The sequence below is a fragment of the Leifsonia soli genome (genome assembly GCF_013408745.1).
GTDB classification, from domain to species: Bacteria; Actinomycetota; Actinomycetes; order Actinomycetales; family Microbacteriaceae; genus Leifsonia; species Leifsonia soli.
The window spans coordinates 2115327-2140960 of record NZ_JACCBJ010000001.1; the positions used below are offsets into that span (position 1 = coordinate 2115327).

The 25634-nt window shown below is 71.0% G+C and carries 26 protein-coding genes, 1 tRNA gene and 2 pseudogenes; 16 read left to right on the plus strand and 13 right to left on the minus strand.

The window, feature by feature from the left end:
- Genes BJ963_RS10265 through BJ963_RS10275 form a run of 3 tightly spaced genes read left to right on the plus strand, consistent with a single transcriptional unit; the run spans position 1 to position 1639 of the window.
- Positions 1 to 717, plus strand: a complete 717-nt coding sequence (locus tag BJ963_RS10265; RefSeq protein WP_179458098.1) for an energy-coupling factor ABC transporter ATP-binding protein — start codon at positions 1 to 3, stop codon at positions 715 to 717.
- Entirely contained in the window at positions 711 to 1322 is a 612-nt protein-coding gene (locus BJ963_RS10270; RefSeq protein WP_179456397.1) for an energy-coupling factor transporter transmembrane component T family protein, read from the plus strand. The genes BJ963_RS10265 and BJ963_RS10270 overlap by 7 nt, the downstream gene beginning before the upstream one ends.
- Entirely contained in the window at positions 1319 to 1639 is a 321-nt protein-coding gene (locus BJ963_RS10275; protein ID WP_179456399.1) for a CHY zinc finger protein, read from the plus strand. The genes BJ963_RS10270 and BJ963_RS10275 overlap by 4 nt, the downstream gene beginning before the upstream one ends.
- A gap of 79 nt (positions 1640 to 1718) precedes the next feature.
- On the opposite strand, the gene BJ963_RS10280 is transcribed toward BJ963_RS10275, so the two are convergent.
- Complete coding sequence (locus tag BJ963_RS10280) at positions 1719 to 6482, minus strand: ExeM/NucH family extracellular endonuclease (protein WP_179456402.1); 4764 nt, start codon at positions 6480 to 6482, stop codon at positions 1719 to 1721.
- A 165-nt stretch (positions 6483 to 6647) separates the two neighbouring features.
- Here BJ963_RS10280 and BJ963_RS10285 point away from each other — a divergent pair, with 165 nt between their 5' ends.
- Together BJ963_RS10285 and BJ963_RS10290 are read left to right on the plus strand one after the other, a co-directional pair.
- Positions 6648 to 7523, plus strand: coding sequence for a LysR family transcriptional regulator (locus tag BJ963_RS10285; protein ID WP_179456404.1), 876 nt, complete (start codon positions 6648 to 6650; stop codon positions 7521 to 7523).
- 116 nt (positions 7524 to 7639) lie between these two features.
- On the plus strand, positions 7640 to 8122 hold the full coding sequence (locus tag BJ963_RS10290; protein WP_089908377.1) for a DUF805 domain-containing protein: 483 nt from the start codon (positions 7640 to 7642) through the stop codon (positions 8120 to 8122).
- 47 nt (positions 8123 to 8169) lie between these two features.
- On the opposite strand, the gene BJ963_RS10295 is transcribed toward BJ963_RS10290, so the two are convergent.
- Both BJ963_RS10295 and BJ963_RS10300 read right to left on the minus strand, forming a co-directional pair.
- A complete protein-coding gene (locus BJ963_RS10295; protein ID WP_179456406.1) occupies positions 8170 to 8652 on the minus strand; it encodes a nucleoside/nucleotide kinase family protein in 483 nt (160 codons plus the stop codon).
- Between the two features lie 77 nt (positions 8653 to 8729).
- Entirely contained in the window at positions 8730 to 9092 is a 363-nt protein-coding gene (locus BJ963_RS10300; RefSeq protein WP_089908372.1) for an META domain-containing protein, read from the minus strand.
- Between the two features lie 219 nt (positions 9093 to 9311).
- On the opposite strand from BJ963_RS10300, the gene BJ963_RS10305 reads away from it, so the two are divergent.
- The 3 genes from BJ963_RS10305 to BJ963_RS10315 all read left to right on the plus strand — a co-directional run bounded on the left by BJ963_RS10305 (position 9312) and on the right by BJ963_RS10315 (position 11174).
- Positions 9312 to 10481 (plus strand): toxic anion resistance protein, encoded by a 1170-nt coding sequence (locus tag BJ963_RS10305; RefSeq protein ID WP_218857055.1) that lies wholly within the window; start codon positions 9312 to 9314, stop codon positions 10479 to 10481.
- 49 nt (positions 10482 to 10530) lie between these two features.
- Positions 10531 to 10905, plus strand: a complete 375-nt coding sequence (locus BJ963_RS10310; protein ID WP_179456408.1) for a DUF2200 domain-containing protein — start codon at positions 10531 to 10533, stop codon at positions 10903 to 10905.
- Positions 10906 to 11000: 95 nt separating this feature from the next.
- Positions 11001 to 11174 carry a hypothetical protein gene (locus tag BJ963_RS10315; protein ID WP_172824167.1) on the plus strand — a complete coding sequence of 58 codons (174 nt, stop codon included), beginning with the start codon at positions 11001 to 11003 and terminating at the stop codon, positions 11172 to 11174.
- Between the two features lie 6 nt (positions 11175 to 11180).
- Here BJ963_RS10315 and BJ963_RS10320 read toward each other — a convergent pair whose 3' ends face one another.
- From BJ963_RS10320 to BJ963_RS10330, 3 genes and pseudogenes are all read right to left on the minus strand, one after another.
- Complete coding sequence (locus BJ963_RS10320; protein ID WP_179456410.1) at positions 11181 to 11849, minus strand: class I SAM-dependent methyltransferase; 669 nt, start codon at positions 11847 to 11849, stop codon at positions 11181 to 11183.
- A 101-nt stretch (positions 11850 to 11950) separates the two neighbouring features.
- Positions 11951 to 13006 carry an alpha/beta fold hydrolase gene (locus BJ963_RS10325; protein ID WP_179456412.1) on the minus strand — a complete coding sequence of 352 codons (1056 nt, stop codon included), beginning with the start codon at positions 13004 to 13006 and terminating at the stop codon, positions 11951 to 11953.
- A pseudogene (locus BJ963_RS10330) lies at positions 12993 to 14053 on the minus strand (NAD(P)H-dependent flavin oxidoreductase). The gene BJ963_RS10325 and the pseudogene BJ963_RS10330 overlap by 14 nt, the downstream one beginning before the upstream one ends.
- 125 nt (positions 14054 to 14178) lie before the next feature.
- On the opposite strand from BJ963_RS10330, the gene BJ963_RS10335 reads away from it, so the two are divergent.
- Both BJ963_RS10335 and BJ963_RS10340 read left to right on the plus strand, forming a co-directional pair.
- Positions 14179 to 14877: a GAF and ANTAR domain-containing protein gene (locus tag BJ963_RS10335; RefSeq protein WP_179456414.1), complete on the plus strand. Its 699-nt coding sequence runs from the start codon at positions 14179 to 14181 to the stop codon at positions 14875 to 14877.
- Positions 14874 to 15584 (plus strand): GAF and ANTAR domain-containing protein, encoded by a 711-nt coding sequence (locus tag BJ963_RS10340; RefSeq protein WP_179456416.1) that lies wholly within the window; start codon positions 14874 to 14876, stop codon positions 15582 to 15584. Before BJ963_RS10335 ends, BJ963_RS10340 begins: the two co-directional genes overlap by 4 nt.
- Positions 15585 to 15593: 9 nt before the next feature.
- Here BJ963_RS10340 and BJ963_RS10345 read toward each other — a convergent pair whose 3' ends face one another.
- Positions 15594 to 15944, minus strand: coding sequence for an ArsR/SmtB family transcription factor (locus BJ963_RS10345; protein ID WP_089908358.1), 351 nt, complete (start codon positions 15942 to 15944; stop codon positions 15594 to 15596).
- Positions 15945 to 16057: 113 nt separating this feature from the next.
- Here BJ963_RS10345 and BJ963_RS19400 point away from each other — a divergent pair, with 113 nt between their 5' ends.
- Positions 16058 to 16189, plus strand: a complete 132-nt coding sequence (locus BJ963_RS19400; protein WP_281363850.1) for a hypothetical protein — start codon at positions 16058 to 16060, stop codon at positions 16187 to 16189.
- On the opposite strand, the gene BJ963_RS10350 is transcribed toward BJ963_RS19400, so the two are convergent.
- Together BJ963_RS10350 and BJ963_RS10355 are read right to left on the minus strand one after the other, a co-directional pair.
- The gene (locus BJ963_RS10350) at positions 16173 to 16559 is read right to left on the minus strand and encodes an SHOCT domain-containing protein (RefSeq protein ID WP_179456418.1); all 387 of its coding nucleotides are present in this window, start codon (positions 16557 to 16559) and stop codon (positions 16173 to 16175) included. The genes BJ963_RS19400 and BJ963_RS10350 overlap by 17 nt on opposite strands.
- Before the next feature lie 96 nt (positions 16560 to 16655).
- On the minus strand, positions 16656 to 17168 hold the full coding sequence (locus tag BJ963_RS10355; protein WP_179456420.1) for a GNAT family N-acetyltransferase: 513 nt from the start codon (positions 17166 to 17168) through the stop codon (positions 16656 to 16658).
- Positions 17169 to 17222: 54 nt separating this feature from the next.
- Here BJ963_RS10355 and BJ963_RS10360 point away from each other — a divergent pair, with 54 nt between their 5' ends.
- On the plus strand, positions 17223 to 18077 hold the full coding sequence (locus BJ963_RS10360; protein WP_179456422.1) for an SDR family oxidoreductase: 855 nt from the start codon (positions 17223 to 17225) through the stop codon (positions 18075 to 18077).
- 32 nt (positions 18078 to 18109) lie between these two features.
- On the opposite strand, the gene BJ963_RS10365 is transcribed toward BJ963_RS10360, so the two are convergent.
- Positions 18110 to 18406 carry a DUF7882 family protein gene (locus tag BJ963_RS10365; protein ID WP_484497034.1) on the minus strand — a complete coding sequence of 99 codons (297 nt, stop codon included), beginning with the start codon at positions 18404 to 18406 and terminating at the stop codon, positions 18110 to 18112.
- A gap of 133 nt (positions 18407 to 18539) precedes the next feature.
- On the opposite strand from BJ963_RS10365, the pseudogene BJ963_RS19595 reads away from it, so the two are divergent.
- Together BJ963_RS19595 and BJ963_RS19140 are read left to right on the plus strand one after the other, a co-directional pair.
- Positions 18540 to 18935 (plus strand): annotated as a pseudogene (locus BJ963_RS19595) (GNAT family N-acetyltransferase); the annotation flags it as partial.
- Positions 18936 to 19259: 324 nt separating this feature from the next.
- Complete coding sequence (locus BJ963_RS19140) at positions 19260 to 19904, plus strand: DUF1269 domain-containing protein (protein ID WP_246298026.1); 645 nt, start codon at positions 19260 to 19262, stop codon at positions 19902 to 19904.
- A gap of 78 nt (positions 19905 to 19982) precedes the next feature.
- On the opposite strand, the gene BJ963_RS10375 is transcribed toward BJ963_RS19140, so the two are convergent.
- Together BJ963_RS10375 and BJ963_RS10380 are read right to left on the minus strand one after the other, a co-directional pair.
- A tRNA-Ser gene (locus BJ963_RS10375) sits at positions 19983 to 20072 on the minus strand.
- A gap of 61 nt (positions 20073 to 20133) precedes the next feature.
- Positions 20134 to 22173 carry an acyltransferase family protein gene (locus BJ963_RS10380; RefSeq protein WP_179456428.1) on the minus strand — a complete coding sequence of 680 codons (2040 nt, stop codon included), beginning with the start codon at positions 22171 to 22173 and terminating at the stop codon, positions 20134 to 20136.
- A gap of 131 nt (positions 22174 to 22304) precedes the next feature.
- Here BJ963_RS10380 and BJ963_RS10385 point away from each other — a divergent pair, with 131 nt between their 5' ends.
- Positions 22305 to 23096: an SGNH/GDSL hydrolase family protein gene (locus BJ963_RS10385; RefSeq protein WP_179456430.1), complete on the plus strand. Its 792-nt coding sequence runs from the start codon at positions 22305 to 22307 to the stop codon at positions 23094 to 23096.
- Between the two features lie 15 nt (positions 23097 to 23111).
- On the opposite strand, the gene BJ963_RS10390 is transcribed toward BJ963_RS10385, so the two are convergent.
- Positions 23112 to 24038 carry an alpha/beta fold hydrolase gene (locus tag BJ963_RS10390; protein WP_179456432.1) on the minus strand — a complete coding sequence of 309 codons (927 nt, stop codon included), beginning with the start codon at positions 24036 to 24038 and terminating at the stop codon, positions 23112 to 23114.
- Between the two features lie 166 nt (positions 24039 to 24204).
- Between BJ963_RS10390 and radA the strand changes: the two genes are divergently transcribed.
- The gene (gene radA / locus BJ963_RS10395; RefSeq protein WP_089908337.1) at positions 24205 to 25569 is read left to right on the plus strand and encodes a DNA repair protein RadA; all 1365 of its coding nucleotides are present in this window, start codon (positions 24205 to 24207) and stop codon (positions 25567 to 25569) included.
- Positions 25570 to 25634 lie beyond the last annotated feature (65 nt).

A 25634-nucleotide genomic window follows, 5' to 3' on the forward strand; every position in this document is an offset into this window, starting at 1 on the left:
ATGCCCGGCAGCCTCCCCGCGCCGGACGCCGTCCCCGCCCTGCGGCTGGACGGCGTCGGCGTTCGCCTCGGTGAGGTGGACGCGCTCCGCGACGTCAGCCTGGCCCTCGACGCGCGCACCGTCGCGGTGATCGGCGAGAACGGCTCCGGCAAGTCGACCTTCGCCCGCCTGCTCGCCGGGCTGGTCGCCCCGGGCGCCGGCGTCACCCGCATCCTCGGCCTCGACCCGGTGCGGCAGGCCGCCGAGCTCCGGCGGCGCGTCGCCGTGGTGTTCAGCAACCCCGACGCTCAGATCGTGATGCCGACCGTCGCGGAGGACGTCGCCTTCTCGCTCCGGCCCGAGCGCCTCGGCCGCGACGAGCTGCGACGGCGGGTGGATGCGGCGCTCGAGCGCTTCGGGCTCTCCGCGCTGCGTGAGCGCTCGTCGCACGACCTGTCGGGCGGCCAGAAGCAGCTCCTCGCCCTCGCCGGTGCGTTCGTCCGCGAGCCCGAGCTGGTCGTCGCCGACGAGCCGACGACGTACCTCGACGCCCGCAACGCGCGCCGCGTCTCCGACCATCTGCTGGCCGACACCGGGCACCGCCTGGTGCTCGTCACCCACGACCTGGCGCTCGCCGAGCGCTGCGGGGCCGCCGTGCTGTTCGCCGGCGGCCGGGTGGAGGCGGTCGGACGACCCGCGGAGGTCATCGCGGACTACGAAGCGGCGCTCGCATGCTGAGCCTCTACCGCCCCGGCGACGGCCTCCTGCACCGCCTCCCCGCGGGCCCGAAGCTGCTCCTGCTGCTCGTCGTCGTGCTCGCCGTCTCGCTGCTCCCCTCCGCGTGGTGGGCGGTGGGGGTGGCCGCTGGCACCGCGGTCGTCGCGTACGCGGTCGCCGGGCTGCGGGACGGGATGCTCGGGATGCGCGAACTCGCTCGCCAGCTCGTCGCCCTGCGCTGGCTCATCGTCGTCACGCTCGCGGCCCAGCTGATCTTCCTCGGGCCGGAACCGGCGGTGTCCAACACCGCGCGCGTGACCGCCGCCGTCGTGCTCGCCGGTCTGCTGGTGCTCACCACGCGGGTCGGCGACCTCCTGGACGCCGTCGAGCGCGGGCTGCGACCGCTCGACCGCTTCGGGTTCGACTCCGGGCGGGCGGCGGTGCTGCTCACGGTCGCGCTGACCACGGTGCCGGTGCTCGGGCGGCTGGCGGGCGACGTCCGCGAGGCGCAACGCGCGCGAGGTGCCCGGCCGGGACTGCGCTTCTTCGCGGTGCCCTTCCTCATCCTGTCGCTCAAGCACGCCGACCAGCTCGGCGAGGCGCTCGCGGCGCGGGGTGTGCGATGAACGGCCGGCCCCCGGTGCTCGGCGCGGTCGTCGACGACGAGACACGCTGCATCCACTACCGGTCGCCCCTCGACGTGATCGCGATCCGCTTCGCGTGCTGCGGTGAGTACTACCCGTGCCACCTGTGCCACGCCGAGGCGGCCGGACACCCCGCCCGGCAGTGGCCCGCCGACCGCCGGGACCAGCGCGCCGTGCTGTGCGGCGTCTGCGGCCACGAACTGACCATCGCCGAGTACCTCGCCACCGACGACTGCCCGGAGTGCGGCGCCGGCTTCAACCCCGGCTGCCGGCTGCACACGCATCTCTATTTCGAGTAACCGACACCCCGGCGCACGGCCCCCCGAACGCACGGATGCCGGGCACGCGCCCGCGTGCCCGGCATCCGTCAGGGTGTCGCTAGAACCAGCCGAAGAGGCGGTCCAGCAGGTCGAGCAGCCAGTCGATGACCGGGATGCCCGTGTGCGGCTTGTCGGCCTTCACCTTCAGGGCGGTCCAGCCGATCACCTGGTTGGACGCGTCCTGCACCGACAGCTTGTGCTGACCGTTGCCCGCATCCTTCGGAAGGGTGAGTGTCAGCACGCCGTCCGCCGGCACCTGCACCCATCCCCCGCTGAGGTTCTGCGGCTTCGAGTACAGCCAGACCGACACCCACTCACCGGCGTGCTTCGCGCCGACGGTCACCCGGATCGCGTCACCGGGGCGGTAGGTGTCCTTGTCGACGGTGACCTTGTCTTCGAGCGCCTTCTTGAGCGCCGACTCCTTGGCCGCCTTCGGGTCGGTTCCCGGCTTCGGGTTGGTCGGGGCGTCCGCCACGGTGAGCGGGACGCGGACCGTCGTGCCCGAGTCGGGAGCGGTCAGCACGAGCGCACTCGCGCCGGCCGCGTCCGCCGGGACGGTGAAGGCGACGGTCGCGCTGCCCGCGGCATCCACCGGCACCGAGCCGATCGGGGCCGAGCCGTTCCAGGTGAGGTCGAGCTTCGTGTTCGCCGGGCTGCCGAGCGAGGTCAGGTTCAGCTTGGACACCTGGAGGGTGACCTGCTGACCGCGCTGCAGCGTCCCGGTCGGCACGCCGCTCACGGCGACGCCGCGCTTGGCGAAGCTGGGCGAGAGCGGGCTGTTCTTCTGGATGTAGCTGATCCACGCGTCGCGGTCGATCAGCCCGGAGTCCTTCGTGTTGGCCCCCGCCGCGAAGGCGCGGAAGTTGTCGCCGCCCTGGAGGAGGAACGAGAAGGACCCGATGCGGTACGACTTCGCCGGGTCGATCGGCTGGCCGTTCACGACGATGCTCGTGATGCGGTCGCCCTCCGGCCGGGAGGCGTCGTACGTGTAGCTGACGTTCTTCGACAGTCCCAGGTTGAGGAACGGCCGGCTCGGCACGGTGCCGTCGGCGTTCCGCTGCCACTGCTGCTCGAGCGCCTGCTTGAACTGCGCCCCGGTGAGGGACGTGGTCCACAGGTTGTTCACGAACGGCAGCACCGCGTTGGCCTGCGCGTAGGTGACGGTCCCGTCGGTGCCGTACAGCAGCTCCGCCCGCAGTCCGCCCGGGTTCACCACGCCGATCTCGGCGCCGCCGAGCTCCTGCGAGGAGAGAGTGGACAGCAGCGAGTCGGCGACCAGGTTGCCCAGGGTCGACTCGCTCGAACGGTCGTCGCGCGCTCCGTTGAGGTAGGCGGTGGTGATGTCCTTCGTCACCGAGCCGACCTTCTGGTTGCCGATCACAGCCGCGTCGGCGAGCGCCTTGTCGACGATCGTCTTGACGGCGGCGACCCGCGGGTACGCGGCGACGAGGGCGGCGTCGGCGTCGGTGGTCCTGGCGACGTTGCGGGCGGTGTACGAGGTGACCTTCTCGGTCTCCGGGTCCACCGTCAGCTTCACCTGGCCGATGTTCTCGCCGTAGCTGCCGGTCTGGAGGATCGGGCGGGTCTTACCGTCGACTCCCGGCACCGGGGCGTCCCAGGCGTACTGCTTGTGCGTGTGGCCGGTGAAGATCGCGGCGACCTTCGCGCTCGTCTTGGTGACGATCTCCGCGAACGCGCCGCCTGCGGCGACCTCCTGGTCGAGCGTCGCCCCCTCCGGCGTGCCGAAGCCGGCGCCCTCGTGGTACTCCGCGACCAGCACGTCGGCTTCGCCGTTGGCGGGGTCGCCGTCGGTCAGCTCACCGGCGACGCGGTTGACCGCATCCACCGGGTCGCCGAAGTCGAGCGACGAGACGCCGCCCGGCGAGACGAGCGTCGGGGTCTCCTGCGTGACGGCTCCGATGACGCCGACGGTCAGCCCGTCGATGTCGAAGGTGGCGTACTCGGGAAGGGCCGGGGTCGTCGTGCCCTTCTCGTACACGTTGGCGCCGAGGTACGAGAAGTCGGCCGCATCCTTCACGCGTCCGGTGAGGTCGGCGTAGCCCTTGTCGAACTCGTGATTGCCCACGGCGCTCGTCTTCAGCTGCAGCGTGTTCAGCACGTCGATGGTCGGGATGTCGCCCGCCGTCGCCGAGGCGAACAGCGATGCGCCGATGTTGTCGCCGCTGGAGAGGAAGAGCGAGTTGGCCTCGCCCGACTCCGCCTTGAGCTTCTCGATCGTGCCCGCGAACTTCACGGTGTTGGCGTCGATCCTGCCGTGGAAGTCGTTGATGTTCAGCAGGTTGAGGGTGACCGGCTTCGCCGTGAGGCCGAGGCCGACGACGATCGGGTCGTGGTCGCTCGACCGGTAGGGGTCGGCCGCGTAGAAGTTCGTGACGTTGTAGTTGTAGCGGCTGTACTCCAGCGCCACCGACTCGCCCGAGTTGATGTTCCACACGTCCGCGCCCGCGATGGCCGCATTGGCCGCCGGGGATGCCAGCACGTGGTCGAGCGAGCCGACCGTTCCGCCGAAGGAGTAGGTCGCCTTCGCCGTGCGGGTGCTGACCTGGTCGACGTAGCCGGCGTCCGTGAGGACCTTGATCGGGTCCTCCTTCAGGTACGCGTTGAAGTCGCCGATGAGGAGCACCTTGTCGGTCTTCAGCGCGGCCTTGCGCTCGTCCGCGAACGCGACGAGGGCGGTGGCCTGCTTGACGCGGGAGGCGTTCGACGCTCCCTGGCCGTCGCCCTGGTCGGCGTCCGCGCCGGTGCCGGACCCCTTCGACTTGAAGTGGTTGACGATGGCGAGGAACGCGGACGAGTCCTTCGCGCCGACCTTCTTGAAGGCCTGGGCGAGCGGCTGGCGTGCGTTCGAGAACGCCGGGTCGTCGAGGATCTTCGCGTCGCCGACCGGGGTGGCGTTCGCCTTCTTGTAGATGAACGCGGTGCGGATGACGTCCTCCGTCGCCGGGAGGGTCGCCGGCGACTTCACGTACGCCCACACCTCGGATCCGGCGGCCGCGTTCAGCGCGGTGACCAGGCTCGCGAGAGCGGAGTCACGGTTCTCGCCGAAGCGGGCAGAGTTCTCGATCTCCTCCAGCGACACCACGTCGGCGCTCAGGCCGTTGATCGCCGCGACGATCTTGTCCTGCTGGCGCTTGAGGTTGGCCGCATCGGCGGCGCCGCGAGCGTCGCATCCGCTGTTGACCGTGATGGGGTTGCCGTCGCGGTCGGTGTAGAAGGTGCAGCCGCTGAGCTGGTCGCCCGTCGTGGTGAAGTAGTTCAGGACGTTGAACGTCGCGAGCCGCAGGTCGCCTCCGACGTTCTCTGGGGCGGCGGTCCGGGTGTTCGTGAACGTGACCGGCTGCACGGCATCGGCGTTGGCCGGCGTGAGCTCGCCGGTCGGCTGGAACTTCCAGGCGTTGTTGCGGTAGTCGAGCACGACCGGCTTCGTGAACGCGACCGGCTCGCCGACGCGGACCGGGTTGCTCAGCGAGAGGTACGGGAGCGGCTTCGACTTGTTGGCCGCGCTCAGGAAGTTGGTCGAGGCGCCGTCGTCGAGCGTGACCGCGCGGGCCGCGTTGTCCGCGACGACCGCGGCGTACTCAGGCGAACCCGGACGGGCCGCCTCGGTCGGCTGCACCAGCGGCTTGTCGCCGGCGGCGAGGCCGATCTCGCCGTACTGGTTGGCAGCGTAGACGTCGGTGACGGTGAACGCGCCCTGCGGCGCGAGCAGCATGCCCTCGAGGCTCTCCCGCTGGGCGGCCGTTCCCGGCAGGCCGACCGTGGCCGGCACCGGCGCGGTGACCGTCGACGCGTCGAGCTTGGTGACGCCCGTCGCCGTGATCTCGGTCAGCCCGTTGAACTCGCTGACCGCTCCGGTGACCTTCACGTAGTCGCCCGCGGCGACCGTCCCGGCGAAGGACGAGCCGTAGACGAAGACCGCGTCGGAGGCCGTGTGCGTCGGGAGGTCGATTGCGCCGCCCGTGCCGGGTGTCTGGATGTAGAAGCCGTTGAAGCCGCCGGTCGCGTACTGCGCCGTCACGACGCCGACGGTGGTGACCGTCGTGCCCGCCTTCGGGCTGGTGTCGCCGGTGCCCTGGATCTCCGCGATCGGGGTGGTGGCGCCGTCGCCCGGCGTGCCGGGGTCGCCGGGGTCGCCCGGGTCACCCGGCGCGCTCGCGGCGTTCTGCGGGGTGATCGTCGCGCTGAGGGTGAAGTCGGCGCTGTTGTCGTCGGTGTCGGCAAAGTTGGTGCGAACCAGCGACTTGACGTCGGTGTTGCCCGACGGCGCCGTCGCCTTCGCCTTCTCGAACGTGTTCGACGTTCCGTAGCCGAGGAGGTCGGCGACGTTCGCGTCGCCCGTGATCGAGCCGGTCGGCAGCGTCAGCGCCGAGGCGGTCTTCGCGAGGACCAGCGTCCCCGTCGTGCCGCTCGGGTTGAGGGCGCCGCTCGCCACGTCCGGGGCGGGCAGCGCCTGCCCGTTCGTTCCGTTCGACCCGCCGGCGACGAGGTAGTAGCCCTTGGCGCCGATCGAGCCGGTCAGCGGAACGACGCCGGTCGATGCGCTCGTCCCGGTCGCCGGGCGGTACTGGATGCTCCATCCCGCCAGGCTGACAGCGCTGTCACCGGGGTTGTAGAGCTCGACGAACTTGTTCGTGAAGGCGGCGCCGGCGCTCCCGCCGGACAGGTAGGCCTCGTTGATGACGACACCGGTGCCGTCGGTGCTGGCGAACGCCGGGGTCGCGACGAGCGAGCCCGCGGCGAGGCCGGCCCCCGCGAGCGCGGCGGCGGCGACGCGCGCCAGCCTGCCGAATCTGGTTGACATTGTTCTCCTCGGTCGGTGAGGTGTGGGATGAGTCCGCGCCCACGGTAGGGACGGCGTGAAACGGGACTGTTTCTCGTGTGTGAACGTACAGAAAACTCGTTCAGGGGTAGACCGCTCATTTGAGCACCACACGGGGGAACGCGCCGATACGCCATGATGAGAGGCATGCGGATCGACGAGATCGCCCACTTCCGGGCGCTGGCCGCGGAGAGCCATCCTGCTCTCGCCGCCGAGACCCTCGGGGTGTCGCAGTCGACCCTCACGCGATCCCTCGCCCGCCTCGAGCACGAGATGGGCGTCGAGCTGTTCGACCGCCGTCGCGGCCACCTGGAGCTCAACCAGTACGGCGAGATCCTGCTCGCGCACGCGGTGCGGGCCGAGTCGGAGCTGGAGAACGCGCGGGCCCGCATCGAGGCGCTCCGGGACCCGTCGGGCGGCACCGTCTCGGTCGCCTACGTCTCGTCGTTCGGCGGGTGGCTGATCCCGAAGGTCATCAGCGAGTACCGCGGCCTGTTCCCCGACATCCGCTTCGTGCTGAGCGGCGGCACGGCGGACACCGTGCTGGATGCGCTGCGCGACGGCGCGGCCGACGTCGCCTTCCTGAGCCCCGATCCCCGCGACCCGGAGATCGAGTGGGAGCCGTTGACGGCCGAGCGCCTCGTGCTGGGCGTGCCGGAGGGGCACCCCCTCGCCGGAGCGGCGGCGGCGAGCGTCCCCGACCTCGAGCCGTACGACCTCGTCGCCCTGCGCACCGGGTCGGGCCTCCGGCACATCGCCGACGCCTACTTCGCCGCCCACGGCGTCGTGATGAACCCGGTCATCGAGGTCACGGAGCTGTCGACGCTCCGCGGTCTCGTGCGCGACGGGGTCGGCGCTGCGCTCATCCCCGACACCCCCGCCGAACCGGGCATCGTCGCTGTCCCCCTGCGGGACGAGGCCACACGCATCATCGGGCTGGCACGCAACCGCACCCGCTCGCAGTCCGCGGCGGCCGCGCAGTTCGCCCGCTTCGTCCGCGAGGAGCTCGACTCCCTCGGCTGAGCCCACTGGGCCACCCGGAGGACACGCCGCGTCACAAGAGACGCACAGCGGCCTCCCATGCGCTTGACTATGGCCGCTCCACCTCACCGAACACGTGTCTTGGAAAGGACTCCCTCGTGACGTCTCCGCAGTACCCGACAACTCCCGCCGCCGCACCGACCGGCGAGACCCCGCTCTGGGCGCCGCTCTACGGGGCGTCGTTCGGCCAGTCCGTCCAGCGCTTCTTCAAGAAGTATGCGGACTTCACCGGGCGCGCCAGCCGCAGCGAGTACTGGTGGTGGATCCTGTTCTCGGTCATCGTCGCGATCGTGCTCGAAGTCCTGGCGCTCGTGCTCGGATCGATCGGCGCGACCGTGAACGACGACGGCACCTCGACTCCCGGCCCGCTGTTCTGGCTGGTCGGCGTGCTGATCCTCGCCTGGGGGCTCGGCACGATCGTCCCCCACCTGGCGATCGTCTGGCGCCGCCTTCACGACGCGAACCTGGCGGGCCCGTTCTTCTTCCTCAGCTTCATCCCGTTCGGGAGCATCGTCGTGCTCATCCTGACGATCCTGCCCTCGAAGCCCGAGGGCGCGCGCTTCGACCGTCCCCGCGCCTAGCGGGAGCCGGGCCGGCTCAGCGGGAGCGCATCCTCAGCGGGTGCGCCTCAGCAGGAGTCGGCCCACAGCCGGCGCGGCCGCTCGGGGTCGGTGTCGTCCAGCAGGACCGACGCCACCTCGCGCGGCGCGCCGAGCGGATCCTTCTGCCCGGTGGTGACGAACGACCAGTCCGGGCTCCGCTCCGGGTCGTGCTCGACCCACAGCGAGAAGTTCCAGAATCCGCGGAACTCCGCGTCGAGCAGGCCGCGGCCGTCGACGACCAGCACCCCGTCTCGGGAGCGGAAGGGCGTGACGACCGCATCGCGGAACGCGTCAGCTCCTGTGGCCGGGTCGACAGTCGCACGCTCGACCTGCTGGCCGGCGTCGCGCAGCGCTCCCGCGAGTGCGTCGGCCACGCGCGCGGTGTCAGCGGCCGGGACGCCCGTCACGGCGACGAACCGCGGCCCGCGCGTGTAGTGCTGCAGGAACTCGGTCGCCACCCCGGCGAAGAACTCCGCAGCCTCCGTCGACGTCTTCTCCGTGTCGGTCATCGTCCGCTCCTTCCGATGCGCTCACCGTCTCGAACGCTACGCGCAAGGCGGCCATTCCGGGAGCGCAGACGCCGAGCTCAGTCGTCGCGGTCGATCGTCCCGATGCGCGCGCCGGACGAGTCGTAGACCGTCATCACATTGCCGTCCACCTTCCCGCTCGCGGCCGTCGACATCCAGGTGTCCACTCCGTTGCAGACCTTCTTCGTCATGGCGACGGTGCCGAGGTCGATGGTGTTGCCGGAGATCGTGCCGGTGCCCTTCATCGTGTTGCAGCCGTCCGATCCGGAGTACGAGCCGTTCGCGTTGATGATGAGGTTCGGTTCTCCGGGGTCGGTGCTGCCCCACTTCCCCGGGACGTCACCGCCCTGCGGGGTGCACGCCGTCAGGGCGAGGCCGGCGGCGAGGATGGCCGTGAGCGCGGCCGAGCGTGTCCTGTTCATGGCCCCGGAGGATACGCGCGTCGCCGACGGGCCGAATAGACAGTCGTCGGGTCGCGTCGTCGCCATCCCTTCTCGTCCTGTTGCGGGCATGCCTCCGTTCCGCGCCGGCGGGTCGGGCCCGTCGCCCGTACGCGCCTGAGGGTTCGCTGCAACCCCTCCACGCGGCGCGCAACGCGATCTATCCTCGTCGCAACGAGGACAGCGGGGAGGGGACGGCTCATGGACGAGGCACCCGAGGAGACCCTGCGCCCACCGGACGCCGTGCCGGAACTAGCGGAGGAGCAGGCTGTGGAGATGGTGGCCGTCTCGGCCGAGCGCGAGGCGGAGCTCGAGCAGCGCGCCCGCGACTTCATTCGCGAACTCGCGGCGGCGGAGCCGGGATCGGACGCGTTCACGCGCAAGATCGTCGGCTTCTCACACCTGGGAGAGGCCGAGATGCGCGCCTCCAGCGACGCATCGCGCCAGCTGCTGGAGCGGCCGGCCAGCTCGCTCGCCGCGGCCCGCGGCAAGGCAGTGCGCACCGACCCGCAGTACGGCGTCATCCGCACGCTGCAGGATCTCCGCGCCACCGTCAGCGACTTCGACCCGCAGCACCTCACCGGCCGCAACCGGATGCTGTCGCGCGTGCCCGGCGGGCGCCGGCTGCGCCAGTACGTGCAGCGGTTCGAGTCGGCGCAGAAGCAGCTCGACGGCATCGTCGAAGCGCTGGACCATGGCCAGGAGTGGCTCGCCCGCGACAATGTGGAGATCGAGAAGGAGCGGGCGTCGCTCTGGAAGACCACGGAGCGGCTCAATGAGTACGTCGTGCTGACCGCAGCGCTCGACCGGGCGACGGTGGAGGCGGCGGCCGAATTGCGGATGACCGATCCGGCACGCGCGACCCTGCTGGAGAAGGAGGCGCTCTTCCCGATCCGGCAGCGCCGCCAGGACCTGACCACGCAGATCGCCGTCTCGGTGCAGGCGTATCTCGCGCTCGACGTCATCAAGAAGAACAACGTCGAGCTGATCAAGGGCGTCGAGCGCGCGAAGACGACCACCGTCTCGGCTCTCCGCACGGCCGTCGTCGTCGCCCAGGCGCTGGAGAACCAGAAACTCGTCATCGACCAGCTCGGCGCGCTGCACGACAGCACCAACGCACTGATCGGGCGCACGGGCGAGGCTCTCAGGACGCAGACCGAGCAGGTGCAGAAGGAGCAGACATCGTCGGCGGTCGACGTGGAGGTGCTGCAGCGCGCCTTCGACAACGTGTTCGCGACGATGGACAGCATCGACACCTACCGCACCGAGGCCGTGGCGCGCATGGCGACGACGGTGGACGCGCTCGACCAGCAGGTCGCCCGGTCGCGCGCCTACCTGAAGCGATCGCGCCCGACGGAGCCGCCACGGTAGGCGAGATCCACCGGTCACGCTCGGGGCCGTGCGCGCTACCGTTGACGCCATGAGCCACCGGATCTTCGCCATGCCGTTCGCCGACATCTACCCGCTCTACGTGACCAAGGTGGAGCGCAAGGGGCACGGCAAGGACGAGGTGGACGAGGTCACCCGCTGGCTGACCGGCTACGACCAGGCGGGCATCGATGCGGCCATCGCCGACCGGATCGACCTCGAGACCTTCTTCGCCGCCGCGCCGCACTGGAATCCCAACGCAACGCTTATCACCGGAGTCATCTGCGGCGTCCGCGTCGAGGAGATCGAGGACCCGCTGATGCAGAAGGTCCGGTACCTCGACAAGCTCGTCGACGAAGTGGCGCGCGGCAAGAAGATGTCGTCGATCCTCCGCGGCGAGACGGCGGCCCCCGCATCCCGCAGCTGAACCGAGCGCCGGAGCATGGCCATCGGCCGCCGCGCGTATTAGCCTCGTCGCAGGCGGTCCCACCCGGGGACCGGCGCGAGGGTGGGAGGACAATCGTGGACGACCTTCACGGCTCAGCGGCGGAGCGGCTCCGGCAGCTCGACGACCTCGTCTCGGCCGGGGAGCCGTCGAACGAGTGGCTGACCCGGCACCTGCGCCAGACGCTGAGCGAGCTGGCCGAAGCCGAGCCGGTGGTCGACGCCGAACGGGACCGCCGCGAGGACTACTGACGCCCGTCAGGTGCGGGCCACGCCCGCGATCTGCGTGTTGAACGGCAGGAACGGGGTGTGGAGGCGGTAGCGCTCCACCTCCACGGCCGCGAACCCGGCCGATCGGATGGCGTGCTCCAGGTCGCGCTCGCACGAGCATCCCTCGAAGGTCCACGCCCACGGTCGGCGGACGAGGCGCTGGGATGCGCGGGTCGGCGTCCCGCTCGGGGCGGCGACGTGCTCCACGAACCGGAAGGCGCCGCCCGGGCGCAGGATGCGGCGGATCTCGGCGAGCACCGCGTCCGGGTCCTGCACGGAGCAGAGCACCAACGACGAGATGACGCTGTCGACGCTGGCGTCGGGCAGGCCGGTCCGCTCGGCCGTCCGCTCCCGCAGGTCGAGTGCGACGCCCGCGCGGAGGGCGGCGGCGCGCAGGCCGTCGTGCATGGAGCGGTTGGGCTCGATGGCGACCAGCGCCGCTCCGGCGGGAACGTAGGGGAGGTTCGCACCGACTCCCGGGCCGATCTCGGCGACCTCACCCGCCAGCCCCGCGAACACGCGCCTCTTGCGCGGTCGCAGCGACGCCTCCAGGTACGGCCCCATCACCCGGAAGAAGGCGGCGTTGAAGCGTCCGCGTCCGGGATGCTGCACGAACCCCGCCGTCGCTTCGTCGCCTGTCGCGGTCGTCCTGGTCATGGCCTCTCCTGCCCTCGGGTGGTGCCGTCGGGACGACTCTGCCTCGCCTCGGATGCTCGATCAGGCGGGGAACTACCCCACTTCGCCCGTCGCGGCGCCGATCACGGTGCCGGCGGAGCGGCCGGCCGCTCGCCCTGCGCCGCCCACCAGGACGCGATCTGCGCACGCGACCGGAACCCCAGCCTCAGCCGGATGCGCTCCACGTGCCCCTCGGCCGACCGCTCGTCGATCCCGAGCCGCTCGGCGATCTCGCGGTTCGTCCGCCCATCGCTCACCAGGGCGGCGACCTCGCGCTGGCGCGGCGTCAGCCCTCCCTCGGCCGCTCCGACCGGGCGCAGACCGAGGAAGCGGCGGATCGTGGCGGCGAGCGCCACGGCATCCCCGGCCCAGGGCAGGTGCGAGCGCCCGGGGAGGACGACGAGCTCCGCTCCGGGGATGCCGCGCGCCAGCTCCTCCGCCTGCGCGAGAGGCGCCGCGCGATCCCGCTCCCGGTGCACGACGAGCGTCGGCGAGCGCACCTCCGCCAGCAGCGGGCCGACATCGAGCGCGTAGCTCAGGGCGAGGAGCGACTGCGCGGTCGCCGCGTCGGACGCGGCGCGCTGGTAGCGGCCGAACTCCGCGCGGGCGGCGGCGGACGCATCCGGGGCGAACAGATCGGTGAGGACGTCCGACCCGAGACCCCAGTGCGACCCGACGAGAGCCAGCACGTGCTCGCGTGCGCTCGGCGGCGAGACCGCGGCGCCGGAGACCCAGCCGCCGTAGAGCACCAGCCGCCGGACCGTCGCGGGATGGGCGGCCGCCCACGCCACCGCGACCAGCGCGCCCAGCGAGACGCCGACGAGGTCGAACGGCTCCGAGCCGAGCGGTGCGACGACCGCCGCGAGCTGCTCCAGCTCGGAGGCGAGGGAGGGAGGCTGCCGGGCCGGACCCGACATCCCGCACCCGGCCCGGTCGTAGCGGATCAGGCGGCAGCCGCGTGCGAGGCGCCGGTAGAAGGCGCGCTCGTCGGGAAGCCGCCACCCGTGTTCGAGATGGCTCAGCCAGCCGGAGATGTAGACGACCGGCCGGCCCGCGCCGATCGACGCGACGGCGATGACGGTGCCGTCGGCGGTGGTGACGCTGTCGAGGTGCTGCCGGTCCGACTCAGGCGTGACCATCCGGCACCCCAGCGGCCAGTTCGGCGAAGACCTCGCGTGCGTCGTCGTGCCGCGACAGCCCGGCGCTCTGCCCCATCCAGAGGCTCAGCAGGTCGGCGTCCCCGATCTCGGCCGCTCGCCGGCGGAAGATCCCGGTGAGGATGTTCTGCAGCGGGAAGGGGGCGATGGCGCCACCCTGCTCGATCGTCCGCACCGCGCGGTTCGGCAGTCCCCGCGCCGCGCGCCCGCTCATCGCACGGGTCAGCACGGTCTCGTGGGCGAGCGCGGTGCGGATGCGGTCCCGGTGGAGGGCGGGCGCCGCCGACTGCCGGGTGGCGAGGAACGCCGACCCGACCTGCGCGCCCGAGGCGCCGAGGGCGAACGCGGCGGCGACACCGCGCCGGTCGGCGATGCCGCCGGCGGCGATCACCGGAACGCTCACCGCGTCGACCACCTGCGGGATGAGCGCGAGTCCGCCGACCAGGCTGTCGGCCGGATCGGACAGGAACGATGGGCGGTGGCCGGCGGCCTCCGAGCCGGACGCGACCACCGCATCCACCCCGCCCGCTTCGAGCGCCTGCGCCTCCGGCACGGTCGTCGCCGTGCCGATCACCCGGATTCCTCGCGCGTGTGCCGCCTCGACGACGTCGGCCGGCGGGACGCCGAAGACGAAGCTCAGCGCCGCCGGCTGCGCGTCGAACGCCGCCGCGAGCTGGTCGTCGAAGTCCGGAAGCGGGGCGACCGGTCCCTCGGGAACGGGAGCTCCGGCCTCCTCGAACAACGGTCGCAACGCGGCGAGCGCGCGGTCGACGTCGTCGCGCGGGAAGCCGCCTCCCGGCTCGGGCTCGCCGGGGCCCCGGAAGGGCAGCCACAGGTTGAGGGCGAACGGCCGGGCCGTCCGCCGGCGCACGTCGTCGCCGACGGCCCGGATGCGCTCAGCGCTCAGGCCGTAGAGGCCGTACGAACCGAGACCTCCGGCCTCGCTCACCGCCGCGGTCAGCTCCTCGGAGGACATGCCCCCGAACGGTCCGACACGATCGGAGTCTCGATGCCGAGCAGCTCACGCAATCCCACGGGTCTTGTCTACACCCGCCAGGACGATGCGGACTCTGGACTTTCCCCCACGGAGGGCGCACGCTTGACCCACCGAAGCTATCGACCGGTAGCGTTGGTGGAATGGACAGCGGCACCGGATGAACGAGAGCATCGTGGATGCGCGCCCCGGTGACGCGCAGCAGGCGGAGTACTGGCGCCCCTTCATGGAGGCGCTCCCCGTCACGGGGACGGCCGTCTCGACCATCGGGGACCTGCTGGGCACGGAGACGGTCTCGGCCAGCGATGCGGTGGCCGCCCGCCTCGACGAGCTGCAGTTCGACCTCGGCGAAGGCCCGTGCTGGGACGCCCTGACCCTGCGCCGTCCGGTGCTCGAGCCCGACCTGCAGGGCCGTCCGCGTCGCGCGTGGCCCTCGTTCACGGCCGCCGCGATCGATGCGGGAGTCGGCGCCCTGTTCGCCTTCCCGATGCTCGTCGGACCGCTGCGGATCGGAGCGGTCGACCTGTACGCGCGCGAAGCGCTGCCCCTCGACGAGGCCCACACACAGGCGGCGACGCGGCTCGCGAAGGCCGCCGGGCGCACGCTGCTGAGACGCGCCCTCGCCGCCGCGGGGCGCGAGGAGCCGCCCGAGGACGCGAACCCCTTCTCGCGCCGTGTCGTGCATCAGGCGACCGGGATGGTGCTCGCCCAGCTGGATGTCAGCGCGGACGACGCACGGATGGTCATCCAGGCGCATGCGTTCGCGACGGAGCGGTCGATGATGGAGGTCTCCCGCGACATCCTCGATGGGCGGCTCGACCTGTCGGAGCTCGATCGCGAGGAGGGTCCGGAGCGATGACCCTCACGCGCGAACAAGGGATCCTGCGGGCGTTCGCCCAGCTGGCCGACACGCTCGTCGACGACTACGACGTCGTCGACCTGCTGCAGAACCTCGTCGACCTCTCCAGCCGCTTCCTCGGCGCGACCGCCTCCGGTGTGATGCTGGCCGACGAGCACGGCGATCTCGACGTGATCGCCTCCACCAGCGAGGCCAGCCGGCTGGTCGAGGTCATGCAGCTGAGCGCGTACGCCGGGCCGTGCATCGAGAGCTTCGAGACCGGGGCGGTGGTGTCCGTCGCCGATATCGTGCAGGTGCCCGACCGCTGGCACGCGTTCCGCGACCGGGCTCTGGAGCAGGGCTTCGTCGCCATCGACGCGATCCCGCTGCGCCTGCGCACCCAGACGATCGGCACCCTCAATCTGTTCCGCGACAGGGTCGGCGACCTGCCGGAAGACGACCTGGTCGCCGCCCAGGCGTTCGCGGATGTGGCGACCATCGGCATCCTCCACCAGCGGAGCCTCGCCGAGAGCGACGCCATCCGCCGCCAGCTGCAGTTCGCCCTGAACAGCCGGATCATCATCGAGCAGGCCAAGGGCGTCGTCGCCCAGACCCGCGGGGTCCCCATCGATCAGGCGTTCACGCTCATCCGCGACTACGCGCGCCGCAACCAGCGCGGCATCTCGCTGGTCGCCTCCGACATCGTGGAGCGCCGGCTGGGACTCTGAGCGGACCCGTCAGACGGACGTCAGGAAGGACGACACCGTGTCCAGCGAGCCGGGCACCAGCCGGTAGTACGCCCAGGTGCCCCGCTTCGATCTGCTGAGGAAACCGGCGTCGACCAGGATCTTGAGGTGATGCGAGACCGTCGGCTGGGAGAGCCCGAGCGGCTCGGTCAGATCGCAGACGCACGCTTCTCCCCCGTCGTGCGCGGCGACCATCGAGATCAGGCGGAGGCGGGCAGGATCGGCCAGCGCCTTCATCGCCCGCGCCACCGAGTGCGCGTTCTCCTCACTGAGCACCTCTTTCGTGAGCGGTGAGCAGCAGGCCTGCAGGTCGCGCAGCGGGAGGAGTTCGGTGATCGCCATACGTCGATTCTCATCCATGCATTGACAAACGTCAATGTATGCGTCCATCGTAGTTCATCGATGCTTATCGATCAAGAAGGGAGGGTCATCATGGGATGCTGCGACACCGACGAGTGCCAGACGCTGCCCGACGGCTCCTGCGCGCCGGACTGCTGCTGACGGCCGAGGCCGAGGCCGTCGTCGTCGCGGGTGCGACGGCGACGGCCCGGCATCGGGGCGCGGTCGGGCTCACGCGGCGCCGCTGAGCGCCTTCCCCTTCAAGGTCTCGAACTCGGCCGGCGTGATCGCGCCGCTGTCGAGCAGGCGCTTCGCCGACTCGATCTCCGCAGACGGCGAGCTGGTGCCCGCCACCGCGCGGACGTGGTCCGCGGCCGCGGCCTGCGCCTCCATCGCCCCCGCAGCGCTCCGCTGCGCCATGCGGCCGCCGCGAGCGATGAGGTAGATGAAGGCCGCGAGGAACGGCACCAGGACGAGGAACAGGACCCACAGTGCTTTCGCCCAGCCGTTCAGCTCAGGATCCCGGAAGACGTCGATGATCACGCGGATGAAGATCGTGATGCAGACGACGACCAGGTAGAACCAGAACGTCCAGACGATGAAATCCCAGAAAGTCATAGCAACTCCTCTCAGTGGGCGGAGCGGCCAGCACTTCGCGTGGCCTGAAGCTACGACTCGCGGATCATCCGCGGCTAGTAGGCAGATTCGGTCGTCTCAGGCCCCGACGTCGCGGACGAAGGTGAGCAGCTGGAGGCTCCTGCCGTCCGGCAGCTCGACGATGCCCTCGCGGTCGGGCTCCCGGCGGAACCCGAGCTTCCGGTAGAGGGCGTGCGCACCGACCATGACCGGGCCGCTGTTCATCACGACCGCTCGCTGACCGCGCTGCGCCGCCTGATCGAGTGCGAACTGCGTGAGGGCGATCCCGATCCCCCGCCCGCGGGCCGACGGGTGGGTCGCGAGCAGCCGGAAGTACAGCTCGTCCTGCGCGATCTGGCCGCCCTGGTCGCGGCCCGGCCGGAGCAGCGCGATGGTGCCGAGCAGCTGTCCGGTCCCTGTGTCCTCCGCCACGAAGAACTCGAAGTCGTCGAGCAGGGCTTCCGGATGCTTCAGCTCGTCGCGGTAGTGGGGCGAGAGGTCGGTGTAGTCGGTGGTGTACGCGGCGTGGGTCAGCTCCCCGATCGCCGGGTACTCGTCCGGCCCGGCCGGCCGGATGAGCGGAGTGGTCATCCCTCCAGTATCACCCGCATCGTGGGCCGCTTCCGACGGTGCGAGGATGAGCCCATGACCTCCTCTCCCGTCCTCCTCATCACCGGCACATCCTCCGGCATCGGCCTCGCCACCGCCATCGCGGCAGCGCGCCGCGGTTTCCGCGTGATCGCGACCATGCGCGACCTCGCGAAAGCCGGGCGGCTGCGCACCGCAGCGCTGGACGCCGGGGTCGAGCTCGACATCCAGCGCCTCGATGTCACCGATGAGGAGGCCGTCGCGGCCGAGCTCGACCGCATCCGTGGCGCGTACGGCCGGCTCGACGCCCTGCTCAACAACGCGGGAGCCGGGCACGTCGGCACGGTCGAGCAGGAGTCTCTGGACGAGGTGCGCGCCGTGATGGAGGTCAACTTCTTCGGGGTGGTGTCCGTCACCCGGGCCGCACTCCCCCTGCTGCGCGAGAGCCGCGGCCGCATCGTCACGGTGTCGAGCGTCGGCGGCGTCGTCGGCCAGCCTTTCAACGAGGCGTACTGCGCGGCCAAGTTCGCCGTCGAGGGGTTCCTGGAATCCCTGACCCCGGTCGCGGCCGGTCTCGGCGTGAAGGTCACCATCGTCGAGCCCGGTGCTGTCGGGACGGAGTTCGTGGCGAATGTCGGCCTGGAGGAGACGCCCGCCGCCTTCGGAACCCCCTACGAGGACGCCCTCCGCGCGTACCTCGCCCGCACCGCGGCTGCGTTCGACCCGGCCGCCGCGCAGACCCCGGAGAGCGTTGCCGACGTCATCGTCGACGTGCTCGCCGCCGAGAACCCGCCCGCGCGCATCCAGACGTCGGAGAACGCCCGGCGCTTCGCGGCCATCAAGCTGTCCGACCTGGACGGCGCGCACGTGCAGGCGGTCACCCGCCGGTGGGTGGCACCCGCCGAGGCGTGAGCCCGCCGCGGGCCGCCTGAGACGTCGCCCCGTCAGCCGGCGACGCGATCAAGTTGCGGCACGTCGACCGGTTCTTCGGTCACCACGAGTCCTGTCTTGCTCGTGGCCGCCCGCAGCATGTCCTCGATCCACCGCCTGTTCAGCTGCGGCGCACGACTGCCGAAGAACTGGAACCGGAGGTCGGTGGTCGGCGAGATCCAGATGGTCTCGCGTCCGTATCCCTCGTTCATCGCTTGGGTGAAGGTGAACGCGACTCCCTGGCCGCTCCGGAGGAGTGTGAGGATCACGACTTTGACGTGTGCGAGCGTCCGGTCGTCGACGCCCGCGATCGGGGTCCGGGATCGGGTTCACTCTACCGCCGCCGCCGTGCGTCACGGCCAATCTCAGCCGGTCCGACGAACCCCGTCATCTGGCGGAGGACGACGAGCGGCCAGGTAGACGAGCCGCGGCCAACGGCGGAGCATGGTGACCGTGAGAGCCGAGTTGGAGGTCGTACGGGCCGGCGCTGTGCCGTGGCCCGATATCCTCAGGCTGTTCGGGCCGGCTGGGGCCTCGAATGGATGCTGGTGCCAGTACTGGCTCCTGGGCCCGGACTACCATCGGCTCGACCGCAAAGCGAATCGCGACGACCTCCATCACCAGGTCGACGCGGATCGCGCCGGCATCGTGGCGCTGAGGGACGGCGAGCCGGTGGGATGGGCACGGCTGACGCACCGGTCGCAGCTCGGCTACCTGACACGGCGGTTCGCCCGCTATCCCTTCCCGGACGACGACCCGCTGTCGCTTGCGTGCTTCTCCGTACGCCCTCAGGCGCGCGGCGGGGGCGTGATGTCGGCGCTGATCGACGGCGCCCTGCGCGAGGCCGACCGCGCGAAGACACCATTGGCGACCCGGCCGCTCCGTCGGCGACGAAGAACCGCTTCTCGGGGGTCCTTCCGGTGTTCCTCTCGCTCGGCTTCACCGAGATCGGGCGCTTGTCCGAAGACGCGCGGTCGTCCGCTCCGACTGAGACGCGGCGTCCTCCGGCGGCGCATCGGCCAGCCGGGAGAGCGCGAAGAGCTCGAGGGGGCCACAACATCCGGAGGGGTTGCTTGCCGGCGCCGATCCGGCGTAGCCGCGAGCGAAGTCCGCTCCTATACTTTCGCCCGAACGGCAGTCGCCGCTCTTCTGAGGAGGCTCGACATGACCGATGCAACATCCACTCCCGCCGACAAGACCGGCGCGGATGACGAGGCCGTCAGCGTGGAGGCGGCGGCCATCAGCGACGGCGCGTACACGCTCATCGCTGCCGATTTCGCGGACACCGACGTCGCGATGGAGGCATACGAAGCGCTCAAGAAGGTCGAGGACGGCGCGACGGTCAAGATCGACGGAGTCGTGGTCGTCAGACGGAATGCGGGCGGCAGACTCGAAGTGCAGAAGGCCACCGACCACAGCACGCGCGAGGGCCTCACCTGGGGCGCCGTCGGCGGTGCCGTGCTGGGCGTCCTGTTCCCGCCTTCGATCATCGGCAGCGCTCTCGTGGTGGGCGCAGGCGGCGGTCTCATCGGCAAGCTGCGTGAGCTCCATCACAAGAAGGAGCTGGCGAAGGAGCTCGAGGACGCCATCGAACCCGGCCACTCCGGCATCGTCGCCCTCGTCTCCAACCCCGGCGAAGTCAAGATCCGCGCAGCGCTCGAGAAGGCCGACCGTATCGTCGAGAAGGCCATCGACAATGCCGCCGCTGCGGACATCAAGGCAGCGGGCAAAGATGCAGACAGCGCGTCCGGTTCCGGTGCCGCGACCGATGCATCCGCCGCCGAGGGCGGTGCTGCCGACACGAAGTAGAAGCCGCATCCGGTGCCGATTCGGGAAACGAGAAGCCCCCGGATCCCTGATGAACAGGGGATCGCGGGGGCTTGCACGTGGCGGTACCGGTGGGATTTGAACCCACGGTGGGCTTTCACCCACACAACTTTTCGAGAGTTGCACCTTCGGCCGCTCGGACACGGTACCGCGGACTATCGTACGCGATTCGCGCGGCCGTCTCCAATCGGGAGAGCGGCCACGCACCGGGTCACCCGGAGGCGCGCTTCGTCGAGGCGCGGGCCATCTCGTTCTCCAGCCAGGGTGCCAACAGGGCCATGCCTGTCGCGTTGAAGTGCGCACCATCCCGGTAGATGCCTTGGCCGTTCGCGTCCTTGTCGAGGCACGGACCCTCAGGACAGACTGCCTTCTCGAGGTCGAGGGTGACGATGTTGGAGTGACGGGCCGCGGCGTCCGCAGCGACGCGGTTCACGCAGTCGAGCCTCTCGCGGCTGAGCGGGCCGTCAGGAGCGCGCGGGTGGTCGTTGGAGAGGAGGATGACGGGCTTGTGTCCGGAGGCATCGCCGATCGATACCAGGAGGTCGAGCTGAGAGGCGTAGCGCTGCTGCCACTGCGGAGTACACGGGCCGACCCACTCCCCGTCGATGAGCTGGTCGTTCGCATCCCAGAGATTGTGGACGACGTAGGCGTCCACCGGCTGCTCGGCACTCGCCGAACGCAGCTCGGGCTGCCACTTCCAGCACAGGTTCTTCGAATCCATGATGTAGCCCTCACCCGAACGGGCCTTCTCGGCATCGATGATGCCGCAGCCGCCGACCGTCACATCCACCGCGGCCACGGCCGGCGAGCCGTACTGGGTGAGGGCGTCGTACATGTTCTCGGCGACCGAGTCACCGATCACGGCCACGCGGAAGGGACCGCCACCCGCACCCGCGGGCAGCGCTGTCGGATTCTTCAGGGCGAGAGGCACGGGTGCGGGGGTCGGTGCTGCCTCTCCACGGAACCCGGACGTGGGCCGGCTCTCCTCAAGAGCCGCGGCATGCGACTTCGGATGGCCCTCACGCTCCAGCGGCAGCAACCAGGCCGCAGCGAGCACCGCACCGAACGCGATCGCGATCGTCAGCACGGCGGACAGCGGCCGCCACGTCCTCTTCCGAAGCGGCTCGGTGACGAGATGGTGCAGCACCACCGCCGCAAGCCAGGTGATCAGCCCGCCGACGAGGAAGAGCACGAGGGGCGGCATGCCACCCCTCGCCTGCTGCTGCACGATCCAGAACACGGGCAGATGCAGCAGGAACATGGAGTAGGAGACCACGCCGATCGCCGCGAACGGACGCCAGGCGAACACATGCATCACGGCGTTCGCACGCAGGCAGAGTGTGGCGACGAAGATCCCGGCAGCGACCGCGACCACGGCCAAGCCACCCCGGTACAGCCACGGGTCCTGGTAGCTCACCGTCGCGATGCTCGCAGCGACCACCACGCCGAGTGACAGTATGCTCACCGCCGTCACGGCCGCGCGTGCCCAGGCGCCAGGGCGGTCACCCGCCCAGGCCCCTCCGCTCCTGCGCAGCCAGGCCACGATCGCCGCGCAGGCACCACCGGCGACGAAGGCGACGGCTCGCGCGTCGGTGCCGAGGTACAGGCGGTCCTGATTGGAACCGTCGAAGAGCAGGGGCGAAACCAGAGCCGAGAGGACGAGGAGCACGAGCAGGGCGACAGCGAGCCGACCGATCCGGCGGCGGCAGGCGAACCAGAGCGCGGCCAGAAGGAGCGGCCAGACAAGATAGAACTGCTCGGTGGCGGACAGCGACCACATCTGGCCGAGAGGCACCAGCGCGCCGCTCGATTGCTGGTAAGCGATGTTCGCGTCGAGCTGCTGCCAGTTGGCGACCTGGAACACCGAAGCGATGGCGGTCGCCACGGCATCCTGCAGCTCCTGCAGCGACCCCGCCCACCAGAGGATCAGGAGGACGGCGAGCAGGGTGATCGCGAGCCCGGGAAGCAAGCGCTTCGCCCGTCGCGCGTAGAAACGCCCGAAGCGGATGCGGCCCTTCGCCTCCGCCTCTTTGATGAGCAGGAATGTGATGAGAAAGCCTGAGATCACGAAGAAGACGTCGACACCGAAGAGCCCTCGACTCGACCAGCCGGTGTGATACAGGAGGACGGAGACGATGGCGATCCCGCGGGCGCCGTCCACGCCGGCGAAGTGCTCCGCGGCGGCACGTCGTCGTGCTGCCCGCGTATCGGGCTGCACCGCATCCGGCACGATCTCCCGGATACCACTCATAGTCATCCCCCGATCAGAGCGGGAGCCCGGCAGGTGAGAGGCTCCGCTTCTTAAAGAGACCTCGGCGTGCACCGTTCCATGACGCGCCGAATCCCCGGCGACGGTCGGCAGGCCGGGGTACCCTTCCGTGCATGGAAGCTCTCGGTCGTATCCTCGCGGTGGTCTTCGGTATCGCGACAGGCAGCGTTGTCGCCGCCGTCGGGTGGCGGCGCGTCCAGGCCACGCGGGCCGCCGTCGCCGAGGGTCGGGTCCGGCTCAACGAGATGCTCCCGGTGCACTCGAAGTGGTGGCGGGATGCCGAGAAGGACCCGGGAGAGCTGCTCTACGTGGCCATCGGCGACAGCGCCGCCCAGGGGATCGGCGCCTCGGCACCGAAGAACAGCTACGTCGGCGTGATCGCCGACCACCTCCGATCGGTGACCGGCCGATCGGTCCGGATCGCCAACCTCTCCGTGTCGGGCGCCACGGTCGCCCTCGCGGTCGCGGACCAGCTGCCCCGCTTCGCGAAGCTGGAACCCGACATCGTGACCGTCTCCATCGGCGCCAACGACATCGCGGCGTTCGACCCCGAGCGGTTCCGCGAGGGGATGCGCGCGGTGTTCGCCGCGCTCCCGCCGCACGCCATCGTGGCGGACCTCCCCTACTTCTACCTGCCCTGGAACGAGCGGCTCGTCGCTGAGGGCAACCGCATCCTGCGCGAGGAGGCCTCCGCGCGCGGGCTGACGGTCGTGCCCCTTCACGCGACCATGCGCCGGCAGGGGCTGCGCGGGGCGTTCACGCAGTTCGCCGAAGACCTCTTCCACCCGAACGACCACGGCTACCGGGTGTGGGCGTCCGCGTTCCTCCCCGCCGTGACCGCCCGTGCGCGCGAGCTGTACCCGCGGCACGGCGAGGCCGCGACGCGGGAGGCGCTCAGCGCCTAGGGCAGTGCCACCGCCTCAGTGCGTCACGCGCGCCGGGGCGACGTGCGAGAGGACGCGTCCCCAGGTCGGGACGATGGCCAGATGTCCGGCGCCCGGCACCATCTCCATCCGGGCGTCCGGTAGCGACCGCTGATACCAGGCCGCGTGCGCGTGGCCGGCGAGCGCGTCCGCCTGACCGGCGATCACCAGCGTCTTCGCCGTGACGTCCGCGAGATCGAAGCCCCACGGGCGTGCGGTGTAGCTCAGGATGTCGCCCGCCACGCCCCCGGTGCCCTGACGGAACGCGTCGATCAGCATCCGGCCGAGCCGATCGCGCACGCCAGGGAGAGCCAGCGCCGACGCATCCACGGCGCCGATGCCCAGCGCATCCAGCGGCACCTCGCCCGGCTCGGCGGCTGCGGCGACGGCGTCCGCCTGCGGCTGGAGCATCGCCGAGAGGCGGCCCATCGCCTCCTCCGGCGCCATCGCGGCGAGCTGATCGGACACCTGCTGCAGCTGCGGATCGATCCACGGCACCGCCTCGTTCGGAGCGGGTGTTCCGACGATCGCGACCCGGTCGACGAGCTGGGGATGGCGTGCGGCTAAGGCGAGAGCGACCCGGCCGCCTGCCGACCATCCCACCACGCCGACCGTCCGTGGGCGGGTGACGCCGATCACGGTCTCGGCGACGACGACCGAGCGCACGTACTCCGCGATGTCGTCGGCGGCCTGGACGATGCTCGGCCAATGCCCGGACGGCCACGGGTCGCTCGACCCGTAGCCCGGCCGGTCGAGCGCGACGATGTGCGCGCGGCGCTCGGCCGACGCGTCGGGGTCCGGATCGAACACCGACGACCCCGGAGCGGGGTGGCAGAAGATCACGAGCCGCTCGGCGTCGGAGTCGCCGAAGCCGGTCAGCCCGACCACGCGGCCGGAACGGAGAGTGAACGTACGGTCAGCCATGCGGCCCATTGTGCACGCCGCGGCCGACACGCAGAAGGGCCGCACGCAGAACCGGCCGGCGGATGTGCCCACAGCGTGGGCGCGCGGCGACTTGTGCACGGCCTCCGCGATCCTCCCTCCGATGACAGTGGCTCACCGTAGTGTTGACCCCGATCGAGGAGGTGCCGTGCCGAAGGCGTCTGTCAACTACCGCTGCTCCGACTGCGGGTGGTCCACCGCCAAGTGGGTGGGCCGCTGTCCGGAATGCCAGGCCTGGGGCACGGTGGCCGAGACGGCGCAGCCGACCGGGGTGCTCCGCGCGCTCAAGCCGGTGACGATCGCGGCAGGCCGGGAGGCGCGGGCGATCACCGACATCGACCCCGCCGACGGCACCAACCGTCGGCCGAGCGGCATCGGCGAGTTCGACCGCGTGCTCGGCGGCGGCATCGTTCCCGGGGCGGCCATCCTGCTGAGCGGCGAGCCGGGCGTCGGCAAGTCCACCCTCCTGCTGGAGGTCGCCTCCCGCGCCGCGCGGGCGCGCAACCGCGTGCTCTACGTCAGCGCCGAGGAGTCGGTGAGCCAGGTCCGGATGCGCGCCGAGCGCACCGGCGCCGTCCACGACGAGCTCTACCTCGCCTCCGAGACCGACCTCTCCACGATCGTGGCGCAGATCGACGCGGTCGACCCGTCCCTCGTCATCGTCGACTCGGTGCAGACCGTCTCCAGCAGCTCCGCCGAGGGCATCGCCGGCGGCCCGAGCCAGGTCCGCGAGGTGGCGAGCGCGCTGATCCGCATCGCGAAGGAACGCGATCTGCCCGTGCTGATCGTCGGCCACGTGACGAAGGACGGCTCGATCGCCGGTCCGCGCCTGCTGGAGCACCTGGTCGATGTGGTGTGCCAGTTCGAGGGCGACCGGCAGACGGCGCTGCGGTTCATCCGCGCTCTGAAGAACCGGTTCGGGCCCACCGACGAGGTCGGCTGCTTCGAGATGACCGGAGACGGCATCGCCGAGGTGCCCGACCCGAGCGGCCTCTTCCTCAGCCGCACCACGACACCGGTCTCCGGCACCTGCGTCACCGTCGCCATGGAGGGCCGCCGTCCTCTGCCCGTCGAGGTGCAGGCGCTCGTCGTCGGCACGACCGCCCCCAACCCGCGCCGGGTCACGAACGGCGTGGATGCGTCCCGCGTCGCCATGCTGCTGGCCGTCCTCGAGCGCCGCGCCGGCATCCGTCTCGGCGACAAGGATGTCTACGTGTCCACGGTCGGCGGCGTGCGCCTGACCGAGCCGGGGGCAGACCTGGCCATCGCGCTGGCCATCGCCTCGGCGGCAACCGAGCGCGCCATCCCCCACACCCTCGCCGCGTTCGGCGAGATCAGCCTCGCGGGCGAGATCCGCCCGGTCGTCAGCGGCAAGCAGCGCACCGCCGAGGCCGCACGCCTGGGCTTCGCCACGAGGGTGGACGACCGCAGCGCCACCGTGCGCGAAGCGCTCCGTGTCGCGTTCACGGCGGCGAGCACCGATCGGGAGCGCGAGCTCGACGCCGCATTCTGACACACAGTCGAAAAGCGCGGATGCCAGACGACGCCCTGGTGACGACATCCGTCAGACGGAAGGAC